The 15,892-nt window shown below is 42.6% G+C and carries 18 protein-coding genes; 14 read left to right on the forward strand and 4 right to left on the reverse strand.

All coding sequences use genetic code 11. The annotated features are described in order from the left end of the window. Positions 1–20 precede the first annotated feature (20 nt). A complete protein-coding gene (locus L884_RS0108520) occupies positions 21–1,385 on the reverse strand; it encodes a sensor domain-containing diguanylate cyclase (protein ID WP_028767099.1) in 1,365 nt (454 codons plus the stop codon). Positions 1,386–1,600: 215 nt separating this feature from the next. Then, positions 1,601–2,182, reverse strand: a complete 582-nt coding sequence (locus L884_RS0108525; RefSeq protein WP_028767100.1) for a Maf family protein — start codon at positions 2,180–2,182, stop codon at positions 1,601–1,603. 300 nt (positions 2,183–2,482) lie between these two features. On the opposite strand from L884_RS0108525, the gene L884_RS0108530 reads away from it, so the two are divergent. The 12 genes from L884_RS0108530 to L884_RS0108585 all read left to right on the forward strand — a co-directional run bounded on the left by L884_RS0108530 (position 2,483) and on the right by L884_RS0108585 (position 11,526). Beyond that, positions 2,483–2,707, forward strand: coding sequence for a hypothetical protein (locus L884_RS0108530; RefSeq protein ID WP_028767101.1), 225 nt, complete (start codon positions 2,483–2,485; stop codon positions 2,705–2,707). Between the two features lie 301 nt (positions 2,708–3,008). Further along, on the forward strand, positions 3,009–3,533 hold the full coding sequence (gene yceD, locus L884_RS0108535; protein ID WP_028767102.1) for a 23S rRNA accumulation protein YceD: 525 nt from the start codon (positions 3,009–3,011) through the stop codon (positions 3,531–3,533). A 17-nt stretch (positions 3,534–3,550) separates the two neighbouring features. Next, the gene (gene rpmF / locus L884_RS0108540) at positions 3,551–3,721 is read left to right on the forward strand and encodes a 50S ribosomal protein L32 (protein WP_028767103.1); all 171 of its coding nucleotides are present in this window, start codon (positions 3,551–3,553) and stop codon (positions 3,719–3,721) included. 15 nt (positions 3,722–3,736) lie between these two features. Then, on the forward strand, positions 3,737–4,765 hold the full coding sequence (gene plsX, locus L884_RS0108545) for a phosphate acyltransferase PlsX (protein WP_028767104.1): 1,029 nt from the start codon (positions 3,737–3,739) through the stop codon (positions 4,763–4,765). 10 nt (positions 4,766–4,775) lie between these two features. Continuing rightward, positions 4,776–5,735: a beta-ketoacyl-ACP synthase III gene (locus L884_RS0108550; RefSeq protein ID WP_028767105.1), complete on the forward strand. Its 960-nt coding sequence runs from the start codon at positions 4,776–4,778 to the stop codon at positions 5,733–5,735. 53 nt (positions 5,736–5,788) lie between these two features. Continuing rightward, on the forward strand, positions 5,789–6,715 hold the full coding sequence (gene fabD / locus L884_RS0108555) for an ACP S-malonyltransferase (protein WP_028767106.1): 927 nt from the start codon (positions 5,789–5,791) through the stop codon (positions 6,713–6,715). A 9-nt stretch (positions 6,716–6,724) separates the two neighbouring features. Then, positions 6,725–7,471 (forward strand): 3-oxoacyl-ACP reductase FabG, encoded by a 747-nt coding sequence (gene fabG / locus L884_RS0108560; RefSeq protein ID WP_028767107.1) that lies wholly within the window; start codon positions 6,725–6,727, stop codon positions 7,469–7,471. A 156-nt stretch (positions 7,472–7,627) separates the two neighbouring features. Further along, positions 7,628–7,861, forward strand: coding sequence for an acyl carrier protein (gene acpP, locus L884_RS0108565; RefSeq protein ID WP_011496723.1), 234 nt, complete (start codon positions 7,628–7,630; stop codon positions 7,859–7,861). A 246-nt stretch (positions 7,862–8,107) separates the two neighbouring features. Then, complete coding sequence (gene fabF, locus L884_RS0108570; RefSeq protein ID WP_028767108.1) at positions 8,108–9,346, forward strand: beta-ketoacyl-ACP synthase II; 1,239 nt, start codon at positions 8,108–8,110, stop codon at positions 9,344–9,346. A 239-nt stretch (positions 9,347–9,585) separates the two neighbouring features. After that, positions 9,586–9,954, forward strand: a complete 369-nt coding sequence (locus L884_RS0108575; RefSeq protein ID WP_028767109.1) for a hypothetical protein — start codon at positions 9,586–9,588, stop codon at positions 9,952–9,954. Between the two features lie 65 nt (positions 9,955–10,019). Continuing rightward, positions 10,020–10,520, forward strand: a complete 501-nt coding sequence (locus tag L884_RS0108580) for an acyl-CoA thioesterase (protein ID WP_028767110.1) — start codon at positions 10,020–10,022, stop codon at positions 10,518–10,520. Positions 10,521–10,653: 133 nt separating this feature from the next. Further along, a complete protein-coding gene (locus tag L884_RS0108585; RefSeq protein ID WP_028767111.1) occupies positions 10,654–11,526 on the forward strand; it encodes an NAD(P)-dependent oxidoreductase in 873 nt (290 codons plus the stop codon). 69 nt (positions 11,527–11,595) lie between these two features. Here L884_RS0108585 and cdd read toward each other — a convergent pair whose 3' ends face one another. Next, positions 11,596–12,486: a cytidine deaminase gene (cdd, locus tag L884_RS0108590; protein WP_028767112.1), complete on the reverse strand. Its 891-nt coding sequence runs from the start codon at positions 12,484–12,486 to the stop codon at positions 11,596–11,598. Between the two features lie 96 nt (positions 12,487–12,582). Beyond that, entirely contained in the window at positions 12,583–13,995 is a 1,413-nt protein-coding gene (gene sbcB / locus L884_RS0108595) for an exodeoxyribonuclease I (RefSeq protein WP_028767113.1), read from the reverse strand. Between the two features lie 325 nt (positions 13,996–14,320). On the opposite strand from sbcB, the gene rlmA reads away from it, so the two are divergent. Then, positions 14,321–15,127 (forward strand): 23S rRNA (guanine(745)-N(1))-methyltransferase, encoded by an 807-nt coding sequence (rlmA, locus tag L884_RS0108600; RefSeq protein WP_028767114.1) that lies wholly within the window; start codon positions 14,321–14,323, stop codon positions 15,125–15,127. Positions 15,128–15,430: 303 nt separating this feature from the next. Further along, entirely contained in the window at positions 15,431–15,637 is a 207-nt protein-coding gene (locus L884_RS0108605) for a cold-shock protein (RefSeq protein WP_028767115.1), read from the forward strand. Positions 15,638–15,892: the final 255 nt, after the last annotated feature.

The following is a 15,892-nucleotide window of genomic DNA, read 5'->3' on the forward strand; positions in this document are numbered from 1 at the left end:
CACGCAGAGGGATATCTTCTTTAACCACGGCGGCTGTGCTTTTGCTTGTATTTAAACATTTCATTGTCGGCATGGCTGATCAGCGTTGACGGTTTTGCTGATGTGTCACTGACTAAATGGAAACCAATACTGGCGCTTACGTCTACCTGTTTACCATCAATGACGAGAGAAGTGCATAATATCTGCTGTAGCTGTTCGCGTAATCGGTGGAGCAAACTTTGTGCGCTTGACTGCTGCCCTGTACTTGGGAATGTGGTGATCAAAACGAATTCATCACCGCCTATTCGGGCTACAGTGTCATGTTGAGTGCAGTGTTGCGTTAACAGTTTGGCGATTTCTTTTAAAACGATGTCGCCAACCTGATGACCAAAACTATCATTTATAGATTTAAAATCATCAATATCAATATAGATTATCGCTACTCTATTGCTACTATTACTTTGTACCGCAAGTAACTTCTCGAACTGTTGGAACAAAGAGCGCCTATTGGCCAATCCTGTTAGGCTGTCATGATTGGCTAAAAATTCAACTCTGTTTTTAGCTTGCTCTAACTCTGTAATATTGTGGGCAGAAACGATTGAACCTTTTACTTTTCCACTGGCGTCGTAATAAGGGTTGTGATGCACGTCGAGAAATATAGGTTGAGCTATGTGTGGTGGGTGGATCCAAACTTGGGTTTTTATTTGTTCGCCCGAAAAGCACCTATCCAATAGTGGTTTGATCTGTTTTTCAAATACTGGCAAACCGTGAAGCTCTACTACTCGTTTACCAATAATCTGCTCCTGAGTTAAATTAAATAGCGTTTCATAACCTTTAGAGACAACACGGTAGATATAGTCAGTATCAACAAAAGACATATATTGTTCTGAACTTGAGATCATTTGCTGATGTTGCACTAATTCTTGGCTGATGATGTGACGGTGATATTCAACGCCAATTCGCTGAGCGAGTAACCTAAAAAACTCTTTCGACTTGGTATTTTCTGACTGAGGAAGTGGGTCCAGTACAAAAATGTGCCCAAGTATTTCTCCAGACTCATTAACAATCTTCTCTGCTTGGTAGCTATTGGCACCTAGTGATTTGATTAAATGAAAGTCTGGAAAGCGATTTTGCAGGTCTTTATTGAAAATTAAGTGATACTTTTCTGTGTCTAAATAAACTTGCTCACAAGGAGAGCCTTTTAACTCAAACTGAAAGCTAGGTATACTTTTCTTACCGTCGCAGAATGCAATCACTTCGCCGAAGCCTGGTTGATTTGATAGCCGAGCAAAACCGGCCCATCTGCATTGAGTTACCAAAGTTAACGCACTTAGTGCTCGGGTAAAGAAACGTTCATCGGTATAGGGTGCAGCCAGTAGTGCTAACGCTTCCTCTATGTTGGTCATAGTCCTTTCTCAACCGTTAAATCAATAAACCTGAAAAGTGAGCCGTTGTTATTGAGTCATAGTCTTTATGCTGCAAGATTCTCGCTTATGTAGCTATTCCATTTCGCTGAAACCGCAGCTTGATAAGGCTAATTTTAGTTGAGTAACTATTATTGTGCTGGTAATTTTATTTTTTCTATTTTACCTAGTTGTTTATAGTGATTAAGAGCTGGTTACTACAAGATGGAAACTCCTTGTTTTTCGAGTAGTTCAATGAGTGATATTAGTGGTAATCCAACGAGTGTATTGGGATCTTTGCCTTCAAGCCTTTCGAACAGTGCGATACCTAACCCTTCACTTTTAAAGCTACCAGCGCAATAAAAAGGTTGCTCTTTATCAATATAGTTACAGATCTGACTATGACTAAGTGTCTTAAAGTGTACGGTAAAAGGTTCAACGATTGCCTCTTGCTTAGCGTTTACGCCATTATGAACTGCGACTCCGGTATAAAAGGTAATCGCTTTGCCGCTTGCAGAGCTTAACTGTTGAATGGCGGTTTCACGGTTTAGTGGCTTGCCAATAATTTTTCCATCAATGACGGCTACTTGATCTGAGCCAATCACAATAGAGTCAGGATGCTGTACTAAGCCCGCCGCGGCTTTACTGTGCGCTAAACGCAACACTAATTCGCGAGGGGACTCATTTGCTAACGGAGTTTCATCTACATCTGGAGAGCAACTGATAAATGCTAGCTGCAGTTTTTGCAGTAGCTGTTGCCGAAAAGGGGAGGTTGATGCAAGTACAATCTGAGCAGACATGAAAAGGCCCTGTGCTAGGTAAAAAATAGTCTCAGTGATAATGAGTTTTTTAATTGTTGTCGTTTTGCTTGTAAGTGGGCAATTATGACCAAAATGAACCGTTAGCGCAAAGCAACTTCTCATCAGCTCGGAATAACCGATTGAGCGAGCACAATCTAGAATATGACGGAATGTATCAATAATGACTTTAAATTGATGTAAAAGTGACGTATTCAGCGGTGGTACAGCTCCTTAGCTTATCCTGAACATACATTTTAAGCTTTATGCTCATTATTCTTTGATGCGAAACAGGAGTGCTCTATGTTTAAGTTATGGTTAGCGATCATTGTCATGTTGTCGGTTGTTGTTCACTTAAGTGGTGATGTCAGTCGTCCCTTCTATCCGACAATCTTGGCGGCTATAGTATTGGGAGCATTAGCACGAGAAGTTATCGCTAAACTTGATCATGTGGTGGTTCATTGGGCAGCTGGCGTTTCTAATCATAGTGGCCAGTCAAAACTGGCTGATAATACAGATGCAACATAAGCTAAGGGCTATTCTCTTTTTAGCAATATCGAATTCAAGCTTATAATTGGTCTATCTTTAGTTATAGGCTAAGTCCTAAGAGGGCAGGTTGACGGGGTTATTCATATAAAAGCATCGACAGCGCCGATGATTTTACGAACACTTAGATCAATTTGTATGTGAAAATTAATGTCATGACGCTTGCCTTTCTTATATAATGCGGCCACCTAACAACTCACTTAGCCGATGAAGTAAGCAATAATTTAATGCAATCATATGAGGGTATTGACTTTGTGGAATTTCACGGTAATATGCGCGCCTTATGCAAACAGTAAAGATACCGGTTTCAATTGATCCCGTTCGCGCTGCCAGTAGCCAAGTTTCTTATAAAGGCATGGTGCCTGGTAAGCAGTTAAAGCGATTAAATGAATTATGTGCCGGCGACTGTTCTGACGTGGCAGTGTCGATTGAATGCGGCGTAGATATACAGGGGATAGTCTACCTTAACGGGAAGGCTGTGACGGAGCTCACTCTGGATTGTCAACGTTGTATGACACTATTTACCACTGAGGTTACGGTCGAGTTTAGTTTTGGACTTTGTAAGACTGAAGCTGAAATCGATGAGCTCCCGGATGCGTATGAGCCTATTGAGTGCAATGAAATTGGCGAAATTCGTCTACATCAATTGATTGAAGATGAATTGATAATTGCTATGCCTTTGATTGCCATGCATGAGAATGAAGATTGTCATCTTGGTAAGCAAGACATAGTTGTAGGCGAGATCGAACCCGCTCAAGAGGAGCGTCCAAATCCGTTTGCAGTGTTAGAAAAACTGAAGAGCAAGTAATCTAGGAGACAGGGCCAATGGCTGTACAACAGAATAAAAAATCTCGTTCTAAGCGCGGTATGCGTCGTTCACACGATTCTTTGAGCACAGCTCAATTATCAGTGGATGCAACGAGTGGTGAACTACACCGTCGTCACAACGTGACTGCGGACGGTTACTACCGTGGTCAAAAGGTTATCAACAAGTAATTTGTTGACACCCTTATGACAAATCTGACGCTTGCGTTAGATGCGATGGGGGGCGACTTTGGTCCCCGCATCACAGTGCCTGCAACTTTGCAGGCACTTCGCTTAAACCCCCTCTTAAAAATCGTACTAGTGGGCGATAAAACCCAAATAGACGAACATTTAGCATCTGCCGACCCAGCATTAATACGCCGAATTGAGATTAAACATACCACCGAAGTGGTGACTATGTCTGATCGACCTGTGCACGCCTTAAGAAATCGAAAACAAAGCTCTATGCGCTTAGCGATTGAGTTAGTGCGTGATGGAAAAGCACAAGCTTGCCTGAGCGCGGGTAATACCGGTGCCTTAATGGCCATGTCTAAAGTGCTACTAAAGACCTTACCTGGCATTGACCGTCCGGCGCTTGTGAGTTGTTTACCAGCGGTGAACAATACTCCGGTTTATCTACTAGACTTAGGCGCGAATGTTTCTTGTGATTCTGAAACGTTATTCCAGTTTGCGGTCATGGGATCAGTACTGTGTGAAACAGTCGATAAAACGGTGTCACCCAAGGTTGCATTACTTAATGTGGGCATTGAAGAGATAAAAGGTAATGATCAGGTACAGCAAGCTGGTCAACTACTGCAACAAATTCCTCAAATAAACTATACCGGGTTTATTGAAGGTGATGAGATTTACTCTGGTAATGTAGATGTGATTGTCTGTGATGGTTTTGTTGGAAATATCACCTTAAAAACCTCTGAGGGTATTGCACGTTTATTGGTGCACCAGCTAAAAAAAGGCTTGAGCCAAGGCTTTTTTGTGCGACTTCTCTCAAAAATCATCGCGCCACGTATACGTTCCTTGTTAAATCAGATGAACCCCGACCACTATAATGGTGCAAGTCTGATAGGATTGCGCGGAATTGTAGTAAAAAGTCATGGGTGTGCAGACGAAGCTGCTTTTTTACAAGCAATTAATTTGGCAGCAACTGAAGCACAACGTCGACTCCCGCAGATGATTGAAGATCGTCTTGAGTCGATTCTTTTAGACATTAATAGCTGATAAATTCCTTATGCATACAAAAATTCTTGGTACTGGTAGTTATCTGCCCGTGCAAGTGCGCAGTAATCTCGATCTTGAAAAGATGGTTGAAACAACTGATCAATGGATCGTAGAACGTACTGGTATTTCTGAACGTCGAATCGCTGCAGCAGATGAAACTGTTGCCACTATGGGATACCAAGCTGCGCTAAAAGCCATTGAGATGGCAGGCATTGACGCATCTGAAATTGATATGATTGTTTGTGGCACCACCAGTGCTAGCAATGCGTTCCCAGCAGCCGCTTGTGAAATACAAGCCATGCTAGGTATTCATACTATCCCTGCATTTGACATTGCAGCAGCATGTTCTGGTTTTGTTTATGCGCTGTCTGTTGCTGACCAATATGTCAAATCAGGCGCAGCAAACAATGTACTCGTTATTGGAGCAGATGTTCTATCACGTTTATGTGAACCTGAAGATCGTTCTACTATCATTTTGTTTGGCGACGGCGCTGGTGCTGCAGTCGTAGGCCGCTCAGATGAGCCGGGTATTATTTCTACGCACATCTTTGCTGATGGCCGTCAAGGTGATTTGCTGAAATGTTCTATTCCACCGCGTAAAGGTGAAACGTCTGAAGCCGTCGGCTACATGACAATGAAAGGCAATGATGTGTTTAAAGTTGCCGTGACTCAGTTGTCGCATGTTGTGACCGAAACACTGCGTCATAACAATGTTGATAAATCAGAAATTGATTGGTTGGTGCCACATCAGGCGAACTTTAGGATCATTAAAGCTACGGCTAAAAAGTTAGATATGAGCCTAGATAAGGTTGTACTAACACTCGCCAAACACGGTAATACATCAGCTGCATCTGTGCCGATTGCACTTGATGAAGCAGTGAGAGATGGCCGTATTCAGCGCGGACAATTATTGTTACTTGAAGCCTTCGGCGCAGGATTTGCCTGGGGAAGTGCTTTAGTTCGTTTTTAAGTAGCGTTTGAATTTATTTTAAAAAGTACACGCGGATTGAAAGGTAAATAAATATGGAAAATACGGCTTTTGTATTCCCTGGACAAGGTTCACAAGCGTTAGGCATGTTAGCTGAGCTTGCGCAGTCTCATGCAATTATCGGTGAAACCTTTGCGCAGGCAAGCAGTGTGCTTGGATATGATTTATGGGAATTGGTTCAGCAAGGACCTATTGAAACCCTAAATGAAACAGACAAAACCCAACCAGCTTTATTAGCGGCGAGTGTTGCTATTTACCGCGCATTCTTAGCATCAGGCAAAGCGGCACCAAGCGTAATGGCGGGTCATAGTTTAGGTGAGTACTCTGCACTTGTTTGTGCTGGAGTAATTGATTTTGCAGCGGCAATCAAACTAGTTGAACTGCGTGGTCAGCTTATGCAGCAAGCCGTACCTGCTGGTACCGGAGCGATGTTTGCCATTATTGGTCTTGATAATGATGCGATCGCTAAAGCATGTGAACAAGCATCTGAAGGTGATGTAGTGAGCCCGGTGAACTACAACAGCCCAGGACAAGTTGTTATCGCAGGTGAAAAAGCTGCTGTTGAACGCGCTGCTGCATTATGTAAAGCTAACGGTGCGAAAATGGCTGTAGCATTACCTGTAAGCGTGCCGTCACACTGCCAACTAATGAAGCCTGCAGCAGATAAGCTGGCCCTAGCACTAGCCGATATCGAATTTAATACCCCAGCTGTTCAAGTGATTAATAACGTTGATGTAGCAAGCCCTACATCTGCTGAAGAGATTAAAGATGCATTAGTTCGTCAACTATACTGCCCAGTACGTTGGTCAGAAACAGTTGAATTTATGGCATCAAATGGTACGACTAATCTGTTTGAAATTGGACCAGGCAAAGTATTAACCGGTTTAACTAAACGTATTAATCGCTCGCTATCAGCACAAGCTGTAAACGATGAAGCATCATTAACGGCATTGACCGCATAAGGAAATTTAATGAGTATTAGTTTTGATCTGACGGGAAAAGTTGCTCTTGTCACTGGCGCAAGCCGTGGTATTGGCCGCGCAGTTGCAGAAACATTAGTTTCAGCAGGTGCTGTGGTTATTGGTACAGCAACAAGTGAACGTGGCGCTGAAGCGATTCAAGCTTATTTAGGCGATAAAGGCCATGGTCTTGTTTTAAACGTTACAGATGGCGACTCAGTTAAAGCCTTGTTTGAAACGATTAAAGAAAAAGCAGGCGATGTTGATATTTTAGTCAACAATGCAGGCATTACCCGTGACAATTTGTTAATGCGCATGAAAGATGATGAATGGAATGATATCCTAGATACCAACCTAACATCTTTGTTCCGCACTTCAAAAGCGGTTATGAGACCTATGATGAAAAAGCGTCAAGGGCGCATCATCAATATTGGTTCTGTAGTAGGCACAATGGGCAATGCAGGGCAAACTAACTACTCTGCAGCTAAAGCTGGTTTGATCGGATTTACAAAATCTCTTGCAAGAGAGGTTGCATCTCGTCAAATTACAGTTAATGCTATTGCTCCTGGATTTATCCAGACTGATATGACAGATGAGCTGACGGAAGACCAGCAACAAGCTATTATGTCTCAAGTGCCAATGGAAAGGCTTGGTCAGGCGCAGGAAATTGCTCACGCAGTCCTCTTTTTAGCGTCTGACTCTGCTGCTTACATCACTGGGGAAACTCTCCATGTGAATGGCGGCATGTACATGGTTTAAAGGGAACGGCAGGCTGTTATCGCCTTAGGGTGATCTGCATCAACTGCAGGCTTGATTGTGGTTAGACCACGAAAGTTAAGCTTGCAATGTCTGCCAAATTCAATAAACTACTCGCAATCTTGCGCAAGTGCGTAATTTGAATAGGAAAGAAAACTAATGAGCAACATCGAAGAACGTGTAAAGAAAATCATCATCGAGCAACTAGGTGTTAAAGAAGAAGACGTTAAATCAGCAGCATCTTTCGTTGACGATTTAGGTGCGGATTCTCTAGACACTGTTGAGTTGGTTATGGCTCTAGAAGAAGAGTTTGACACCGAGATCCCTGATGAAGAAGCTGAAAAGATCACTACTGTTCAAGCAGCGATCGATTACGTTTCTAAGAATCAGTAATCTAGAATTCTTGAAAACAGGCGGCAATTTTGCCGCCTGTTTTTGTTTCTAGCTGCCGCTGGTTGAAGTTCATTTTTTGTGTTTGATTTACCCCAAAGTACTTGTTCACCTAAATAAGTACTATTCCAACCAGAACTGGCAAAGCCCTGAGAAATCGCATTCTCAAATACAGGGTATAGGTATTGGTAGTTCAACTTCTTTGCAGCTATCATAGTTATTCATTTTTATAGTAAAAAAGGTGACCGCGTGTCTAAACGTCGAGTAGTCATAACGGGCTTAGGCTTAGTTAGCCCAGTGGGAAATACAGTCGATTCTTCATGGAAAGCATTGGTTTCTGGCAAGAGTGGTATTGCACCGATAACCAAGTTTGATGCGAGTGAGTTTACCACCCGTATTAGCGGCTCAGTTAAAGATTTTGATGTTGAGCAGTACATGTCTCGCAAAGACGCCCGTAAAATGGATTTATTCATCCAATACGGTATGGCGGCAGGCATTCAAGCTGTTGAAGATTCAGGCCTTGAAATGGATAAACTCGATCCAGCCCGCGTAGGTACTGCTATTGGCGCTGGTATGGGTGGTATGCCATTGATTGAGCAAAATCATGCTGCACTGCTCAAAGGTGGTCCTCGTAAGATTTCACCATTTTTCGTACCAAGTACCATTATCAACATGATTGCAGGTCATTTATCGATAAAGTATGGCATGACAGGCCCTAACTTTGCGGTAACTACGGCTTGTACCACTGGCGTGCACAATATTGGTTTTGCAGCTCGTACCATTGCCTACGGTGATGCTGACGTAATGATTGCGGGTGGTGCTGAAGATGTTACTTGTCCGCTAGCTGTAGGTGGCTTTGGTTCAGCAAAAGCGCTTTCAACACGCAATGACGACCCAGAAGCGGCTAGCCGCCCATGGGATAAAGATCGTGATGGCTTCGTTATTGGTGACGGTGCGGGCATTATGGTTGTTGAAGAATATGAGCATGCAAAAGCACGTGGAGCAACGATTTATGCTGAGCTTGTAGGCTTTGGTATGAGTGGCGACGCATTCCATATGACATCGCCACCAAGTGACGGTGCTGGTGCTGCGGCCGCAATGGTTAATGCGATTAACGATGCTAAAGTTGGCCGTGAACAGATCGGTTATATCAATGCGCATGGCACATCAACTCCAGCAGGCGACAAAGCTGAAGCTGCAGCCGTGAAGTCTGTATTTGGCGACCATGCATATGACTTACTCGTTAGCTCGACTAAATCTATGACGGGGCATTTATTGGGTGCAGCCGGTTCTGTTGAAGCAATTATTACTATTCTTGCGCTAAAAGATCAGGTGATCCCGCCGACACTTAACTTAGACAATCCAGATGAAGGTTGTGATCTCGACTTTGTGCCGCATACTGCTCGTGATTACACATTTGACTACGGTCTTTGTAACTCATTTGGTTTTGGTGGTACTAACGGCTCACTACTTTTCAAAAAAGTATAATTAGCTCAGTTAACTACACTATTTTAAAAGCGCCGAAAGGCGCTTTTTTATTCGCTATAATAAAGTGAAATCATGAACAAGTTCACACTATTTTAAGCAAATATTAAAAGTGGATAACCCGAGGATTAACCTTAGTTAATGTGTTAAAAAGCCGCTAGAAAATGTCAACCTTTAGGCAGATACTGCCAGCATCTGCTCAACATCGAGCGTTATGCGGATCTTATCTAAGGGACACGAAAGTGCTAAATCCAATTGTTATTCCTATTATGCCAATTCTAGGCATCATCACTGCAAACATTAATGAACTTATTCGTGGTGAATCTGCCGCACGTTTACCTAACTTACAGCTTGGCGTTAAAACATTTAATATGGCTGTTGCTGCATTTAGTATTGTTTGGTTTGCGTTGCTAATTACCGCTATTGATGTGAGTAATGCTAATAGCGTGCTTGCGGGCATTGAGGTGATGGGTCTATTTCTAGCAGGTATTGCAGCTTACACATTATTTAATGGCGGTAAGTACTTTGGCGTGACTAGCCAGCTTTGGGTGTATCGTCTTGCTTTACCTATGGTATTAGGTGGTAGCTTTTTGGTCGGTCAGTTTGGCTAATAGGTGCTGCTGGCACTAATATAACGTAAGATACTTAATCGTTAGCAAATAGACTGAGGTCCAACATGGCCGGATTAGAGAGACAGTTAACATTAAGATTTCTTGCAGAGCCTGCAGATGTTAATTTTGGTGGCAAAGTACACGGCGGCGCCGTGATGAAGTGGATTGACTTAGCTGGCTATGCATGTGCAGCGGGGTGGAGCGGTAAATATTGTATTACCGCTTATGCTGGCGGCATCCGTTTTGTTAAACCTATTCATGTAGGTAATATCGTCGAGGTTACAGCTAAAGTGATTTATACAGGCCGTACCTCTATGCACTTAGGAGTTGATGTTAAAGCTGGCGATCCAAAGCATCAAGATCGGCATTTAACAACTCACTGTGTGTTAGTGATGGTTGCTGTCGATGATGAAGGTCAGCCGACAGCTGTACCGGATTGGAAGCCGGAGTTACCTGCGGACATTGAATTGCGAGAATCTGCAATTCGTTTGATGGAGATGCGCAAAAAGATTGGCGCTGAAATGCAAGCACATGTTGATTTGCAGCCATCTTTACAAGTGCCTTAGCCATATTCTTAATAAAGCGATTAAAGCCAACCTTTGGGTTGGCTTTTTTATTGGTTTGTGCTGTTTTATTTACCAGCAAGCCTTTAGAATGATTCAAAAATAGCAACAACCTCACTCTACAATAGGAAGTCAAATGGCTAAAGTCGCATTTATTGGTCTAGGCGTGATGGGTTATCCCATGGCTGGGCATTTAGTTAAACAGGGTCATCAAGTTACCGTTTTTAACCGCACTGTTAGTAAAGCCCAGCAGTGGGCGAATGAATATAACGGCGGGTTTGAAGTTACACCTAAAGCCGCAGCAGTAGGTCAAGATATCGTATTTATGTGCGTAGGCAATGATGATGACTTACGTCAAGTTACCTTAGGTGATACAGGCGTGTTAGCGGGTATGCATGCAGGAAGTATTTTGGTGGATCATACAACGGCTTCAGCTGATGTTGCTCGCGAAATCAACCAAGTTGCACAGTCGCTGAATATAGGCTTCATTGATGCACCAGTATCGGGTGGTCAAGCAGGCGCTGAAAATGGAGTGTTAACTGTAATGGCTGGTGGTGAACAAGCCACATTTGACAGAGCCAAACCTGTGATTGAGTCCTATGCCAGATGCGTGGAGCTACTCGGTGACGTAGGAGCAGGCCAGTTAACTAAGATGGTCAATCAGATCTGTATTGCAGGAGTGGTGCAAGGATTATCTGAGGGGTTACATTTTGCACGTAGCGCTGGCCTTGATGGTGAAAAAGTCGTTGAGGTGATCAGTAAAGGCGCAGCGCAATCTTGGCAGATGGAAAATCGTTATCAAACCATGTGGCAAGGGGAGTATAACTTGGGGTTTGCCGTAGACTGGATGCGTAAAGATTTAGGGATCGCCTTAGCTGAAGCACGTCGTAATGGCTCACATTTACCGTTAACGGCATTGGTCGATCAGTTTTATTCTGAGGTTCAAGCAATTGGTGGTTCGCGCTGGGATACATCTAGCTTGCTTGCCAAGCTTGAAAAGCATCGTTAACTATTGTCATTTAAATTAAAAAGGACCGCATTGCGGTCCTTTTTCGTTTTTGAACTGCTAACTCTAGAGTTACTCAGGATCGGCAACGATATGTTCAAGCTCAATAGGAGCAACACTATGGAGCGCATCCATAGCCGCACCCACAAGAGATACCAAGCCTTTAGATGATTCAATTAATACTGCGCGATTAATTTCACTGAAGTCTCGGTTATGGCGAGCCATGGTGGATAATGCCATCTGCATAGGTTGCATTGATGGGTTGAAGGCTGCATTTTCAGCATAACGACCGCAATAGGTTGCGCCGTCTTTAGTTTCTAATACCACTGCAGCGTAATTTTTGGTGTAAGGCGCGTAACTTGAGCTAGCATGATCTAATGCTTCAATCACCATAGGATCATTAGAGTCTAAGATTAGCTCGTGTTGCTGCTTAGTGAGCAATGGCGTTTCAATGTTAAGATCGCTTGGGCCAAATGCATAAGGAAGGTAGTGCGACAAAGGTGCCGTGTCTTGCGAAGGTAAATGGATTTTTACTTTACTGCCTTCAACGAGTTCATTGATAAATTGACGACAATGACCGCATGGTGAGGCATTGACTATGATGTCTTCAATGACACTTTCACCGCTGAGCCATGCGTGGCTAATGGCACTTTGCTCGGCATGAACAGAATGAAAAAGGGCTTCACCTGGAAGTTCAATATTCGCGCCCATATAGATATCGCCGCTTTTACCTTTGGCAATCGCACCTACATGGAACTCACTAATAGGGGGCCGTGCTAACGCCGCTGCAATTGGCAGTAATGCTAAAAGCAGTTCATCTAATTCCATTTGAGTGGCTTTTTGTAGCTCAGCCAGTTGCTGAGCATCAATATGGCCTGCAAAATCTTTATCAAGCAATGGCACGATGGCCGTAGCTAGTGACTCAGGTAACTTAGCTATGCTTTTTAAAAATCTGTCTTGCATACGCTATTTCCTTTTGTTAACGCTAATGAAATATCATTCTAATTAGCTTATTGCAGATAGAATGAGGTGGTTGTCGCATTTATTGTAGAACTAAGACTATAGGCTTCTTAAGTAATGACATAGAGCCTGTAACAGTTTTTGCTTGTTTTCGTCTTGTTCGGTTGCTTCGATTAAGTTCTCTAAACGAATAATATAGTCAGGATCGTTGAGTTTGCTTTGACAAAACTCGCGCCAACGATACTGCTCGGCATCATTGAGCGTTTCTGGGTAGTTACGGGCACGATATCGATATAGCATCTCAGCTAAACGTTCATCATCGAAATCAAGCTCTAATGCTGCAAGGTTATTAGGCTGAGTATTGCGAATGATTTCAATTTTGGCTTTGTCAGCAGAGCTAAAAAATCCACCACTGTATAGAGCTTGATCTGGATCGACATGACTTGAATCGTGTTCAACGTCAAATACAGCTACAAGCTTTTCTCTTAACTCAGGGTGTTGTTTAAGTATTTTGTATTGCTCGCGGGCAAATGCTTTATCAATATCCAATCTGGCCGCGTTTTCATCGGTTAAGGTTTTTGCGCCTGCAATAAATGGGCTTTTATTGATATGTAGCTGCTTTAAACCGATAGGTAACTCATCAGGGGCTAAATCGCTGCGACGAGTGTACATGCGCTCACGGATCTCCTCGACACTAAGTTCAATAAGTGGGCTCACATCCATGGCAAGGTTGACGCATATAACCGCATTCTTATTGGTTGAGTGATACGCTACAGGCGCAATAATGGTGGTACAGCCATTTAGTGCACTTATCTTGGAGCTAACATGTACAAGTGGCTTCATTTCTAATACGTCAATCAGTTTAGACACTGTTTGTTTTTGCCTAAGACTAAAATAGTAATCAAATAGTTTTGGCTGTACGGTTTTAATGAGCTTGGCCATATCGATAGTCGCGTACACATCTGACATCGCATCATGGGCTTTTTCATGACTTAAGCCGTTGGCAACTGTAAGCTGTTCAAGTTTAAAGCTTGGTGAGCCATCTTCTTTTTCTGGCCAGTTAATGCCTTCAGGTCTAAAGGCATAGCAGGCTCGAACTAAGTCAATAATATCCCAGCGGCTATTGCCGTTTTGCCACTCGCGAGCATACGGGTCGATAAAATTGCGATAAAAGCCATAGCGAGAAACTTCATCGTCAAAACGCAGTGAGTTATAACCCACCACACAGGTTTTAGGTTGGCTAAATAGGTTATTAACCCTATTCATAAACTCAGCTTCAGGCATGCCTTTTAAGTTAGCCAGTTGCGGGGTGATCCCAGTGATTAGAATTGCTTCTGGTGACGGCAAGTAATCATTGGCCAGTTTACAATAAAAGGTTTCTGGCTCGCCGATGATATTAAGATCCATATCGGTGCGGACACCAGCAAACTGAGAAGGTCTATCTTTAGCTGGGTTGGCCCCGAAAGTTTCATAATCGTGCCAGAAGAGGGTGGGTTGGTTATTTATGGACATATCTAAAAGGCTATTACGAGCAATAATTGCAGTCATCATAGCACTGACACGATATAAATGTCTTAGTTTACTTAATATAACTCAACTACTTTGTCGGCGTTTGTAGCAGTTTTATCCGCTGGATCAAAATAGGACTAGGCAGTAGAATAGCCGTCCTTTTTTTAGACTTGTTTTTGCAAGTATTAATAGTTCAAGTCAGCGTTTAAACATCATTGAACACTATTAATATACTTGGAGTCTTAGTCGTATAAAGTATCACCCGACGAATTCGAAGGGCATGATATAAGTACACACCATATCAAGCTTTTGCTTTGGAGATGTAAACATGATTTACCGTTGCCCTTTATGCCAGCAAGCGTTATCGAAACAAGATAAAACCTGGTGTTGTCCTGCCAATCACAGGTTTGATTGCGCAAAAGAGGGATACGTTAATCTATTGCCAGTACAAAAGAAGAAGTCTAATGATCCTGGTGATAACAAAGAAATGATGTTCGCTCGGCGTGAGTTTTTGAATAAAGGTTTTTATCAAGTCCTAAGTGATAAAGTTAATTTGCTTGCCAACGAATATTCGCCAGACGCGAAGTGCGGATTAGATATTGGTTGTGGTGAAGGCTATTATTCAAACCGTTTAGTTGAAAGCCTACCGCAAGACTTTGCGCTTTATGGTGTTGATATCAGTAAGTCAGCGCTTAAGTATGCAGCTAAGCGTTATCCTAAAATTGCATTTAGCGTGGCTAGTGCCTTTGATATGCCATTCCCTGATAACAGTTTTGACTTTATGCTTCGCATCTATGCACCTTCATTAGATGAGGAGTTAAAGCGTGTGGTTAAGTCTGGCGGCACCTTAATAACGGTATGTGCCGGGCCGCGACACCATTTTGCGTTAAAAGAGTTAATATATGATAACCCGAAAGAACACACTGATGCTGCTTCGCAAATTGACGGCTTTGATCTCGTCCATCAAGAACGGATTTTACAGCAGCTAACGCTGACGGATGAAGACGATATCAGCCACTTTTTGAAGATGACCCCGTATAACTGGAAATTAACAGAACAACAAAAATTAGCTTTGGCTAAATCAGGTTTTAGTTGTGAGCTCGATTTTAAGGTAGAAGTCTTTAGAGCCCAGTAAATCAAAGGCTGCAGCATTGTGGTTGTTTTTAAAGCGGTTGTGAGTGTTAACTAGTCGTTTGTATAAGTGTATTTTTTGATCCAATTAGCAAGCTGTAGAAATATAAGTAAAAACACCCTAAATTCCGATACGAATGTGTGTTGACTTATGATGAGAATGGTTTATAGTGTTTGCAGCTTGAAGGTTAGGCTTATTTTTATGTGTTCAATACGACAATGCTCGTCCTGTTAACATTAAGTAAACCGGCATTTTCCAGCTTTACCGCCGTTAAGGCTTTAATTTATATTTACAGGATTCAATATTATGTCTCAAGTTACTGGCGTTGTTAAGTGGTTCAACTCTGATAAAGGTTTCGGATTTATCGAGCAAGAGTCTGGTCCAGACGTATTCGTACACTTCCGCGCTATCAACTCTGACGGTTTCAAAACTCTTGACGAAGGTCAAAAAGTTTCTTTCACCGTAACTCAAGGTCAAAAAGGCCCACAAGCTGAGAACGTAACTGTTATCTAAGTTACCAGCTTGGTTAGCACTAGCTAATCATACAGAATTTTGAAGAGCCGTGGTTTACCACGGCTCTTTTTTCGTTTTAATCCGTGTAAATGAATTATTGCCTCAATACCAATTAGTATAAAGATTTGGTCGCCGTTCTTGAGTGCTTTTGGTACTTCTGCGTTAAATCACTGCTTATACTAATTGGTATACGCCTTGAGAGACACCTCTTGGCTCTATGCTTTCTCACTTCAATTCCGCTTGCCATAATTATAC

The sequence above is a fragment of the Shewanella fidelis ATCC BAA-318 genome, assembly GCF_000518605.1.
In the GTDB taxonomy this organism is placed as follows: Bacteria; Pseudomonadota; Gammaproteobacteria; order Enterobacterales; family Shewanellaceae; genus Shewanella; species Shewanella fidelis.

What these genes read in the sequence shown, in the direction of transcription:
- L884_RS0108520 (WP_028767099.1), bottom strand. Translation starts at nt 1,385, where the DNA reads ATGACCAACATAGAGGAAGCGTTAGCACTACTGGCTGCACCCTATACC.
- L884_RS0108525 (WP_028767100.1), bottom strand. Translation starts at nt 2,182, where the DNA reads ATGTCTGCTCAGATTGTACTTGCATCAACCTCCCCTTTTCGGCAACAG.
- L884_RS0108530 (WP_028767101.1), top strand. Translation starts at nt 2,483, where the DNA reads ATGTTTAAGTTATGGTTAGCGATCATTGTCATGTTGTCGGTTGTTGTT.
- yceD (WP_028767102.1), top strand. Translation starts at nt 3,009, where the DNA reads ATGCAAACAGTAAAGATACCGGTTTCAATTGATCCCGTTCGCGCTGCC.
- rpmF (WP_028767103.1), top strand. Translation starts at nt 3,551, where the DNA reads ATGGCTGTACAACAGAATAAAAAATCTCGTTCTAAGCGCGGTATGCGT.
- plsX (WP_028767104.1), top strand. Translation starts at nt 3,737, where the DNA reads ATGACAAATCTGACGCTTGCGTTAGATGCGATGGGGGGCGACTTTGGT.
- L884_RS0108550 (WP_028767105.1), top strand. Translation starts at nt 4,776, where the DNA reads ATGCATACAAAAATTCTTGGTACTGGTAGTTATCTGCCCGTGCAAGTG.
- fabD (WP_028767106.1), top strand. Translation starts at nt 5,789, where the DNA reads ATGGAAAATACGGCTTTTGTATTCCCTGGACAAGGTTCACAAGCGTTA.
- fabG (WP_028767107.1), top strand. Translation starts at nt 6,725, where the DNA reads ATGAGTATTAGTTTTGATCTGACGGGAAAAGTTGCTCTTGTCACTGGC.
- acpP (WP_011496723.1), top strand. Translation starts at nt 7,628, where the DNA reads ATGAGCAACATCGAAGAACGTGTAAAGAAAATCATCATCGAGCAACTA.
- L884_RS0108580 (WP_028767110.1), top strand. Translation starts at nt 10,020, where the DNA reads ATGGCCGGATTAGAGAGACAGTTAACATTAAGATTTCTTGCAGAGCCT.
- L884_RS0108585 (WP_028767111.1), top strand. Translation starts at nt 10,654, where the DNA reads ATGGCTAAAGTCGCATTTATTGGTCTAGGCGTGATGGGTTATCCCATG.
- cdd (WP_028767112.1), bottom strand. Translation starts at nt 12,486, where the DNA reads ATGCAAGACAGATTTTTAAAAAGCATAGCTAAGTTACCTGAGTCACTA.
- sbcB (WP_028767113.1), bottom strand. Translation starts at nt 13,995, where the DNA reads ATGTCCATAAATAACCAACCCACCCTCTTCTGGCACGATTATGAAACT.
- rlmA (WP_028767114.1), top strand. Translation starts at nt 14,321, where the DNA reads ATGATTTACCGTTGCCCTTTATGCCAGCAAGCGTTATCGAAACAAGAT.
- L884_RS0108605 (WP_028767115.1), top strand. Translation starts at nt 15,431, where the DNA reads ATGTCTCAAGTTACTGGCGTTGTTAAGTGGTTCAACTCTGATAAAGGT.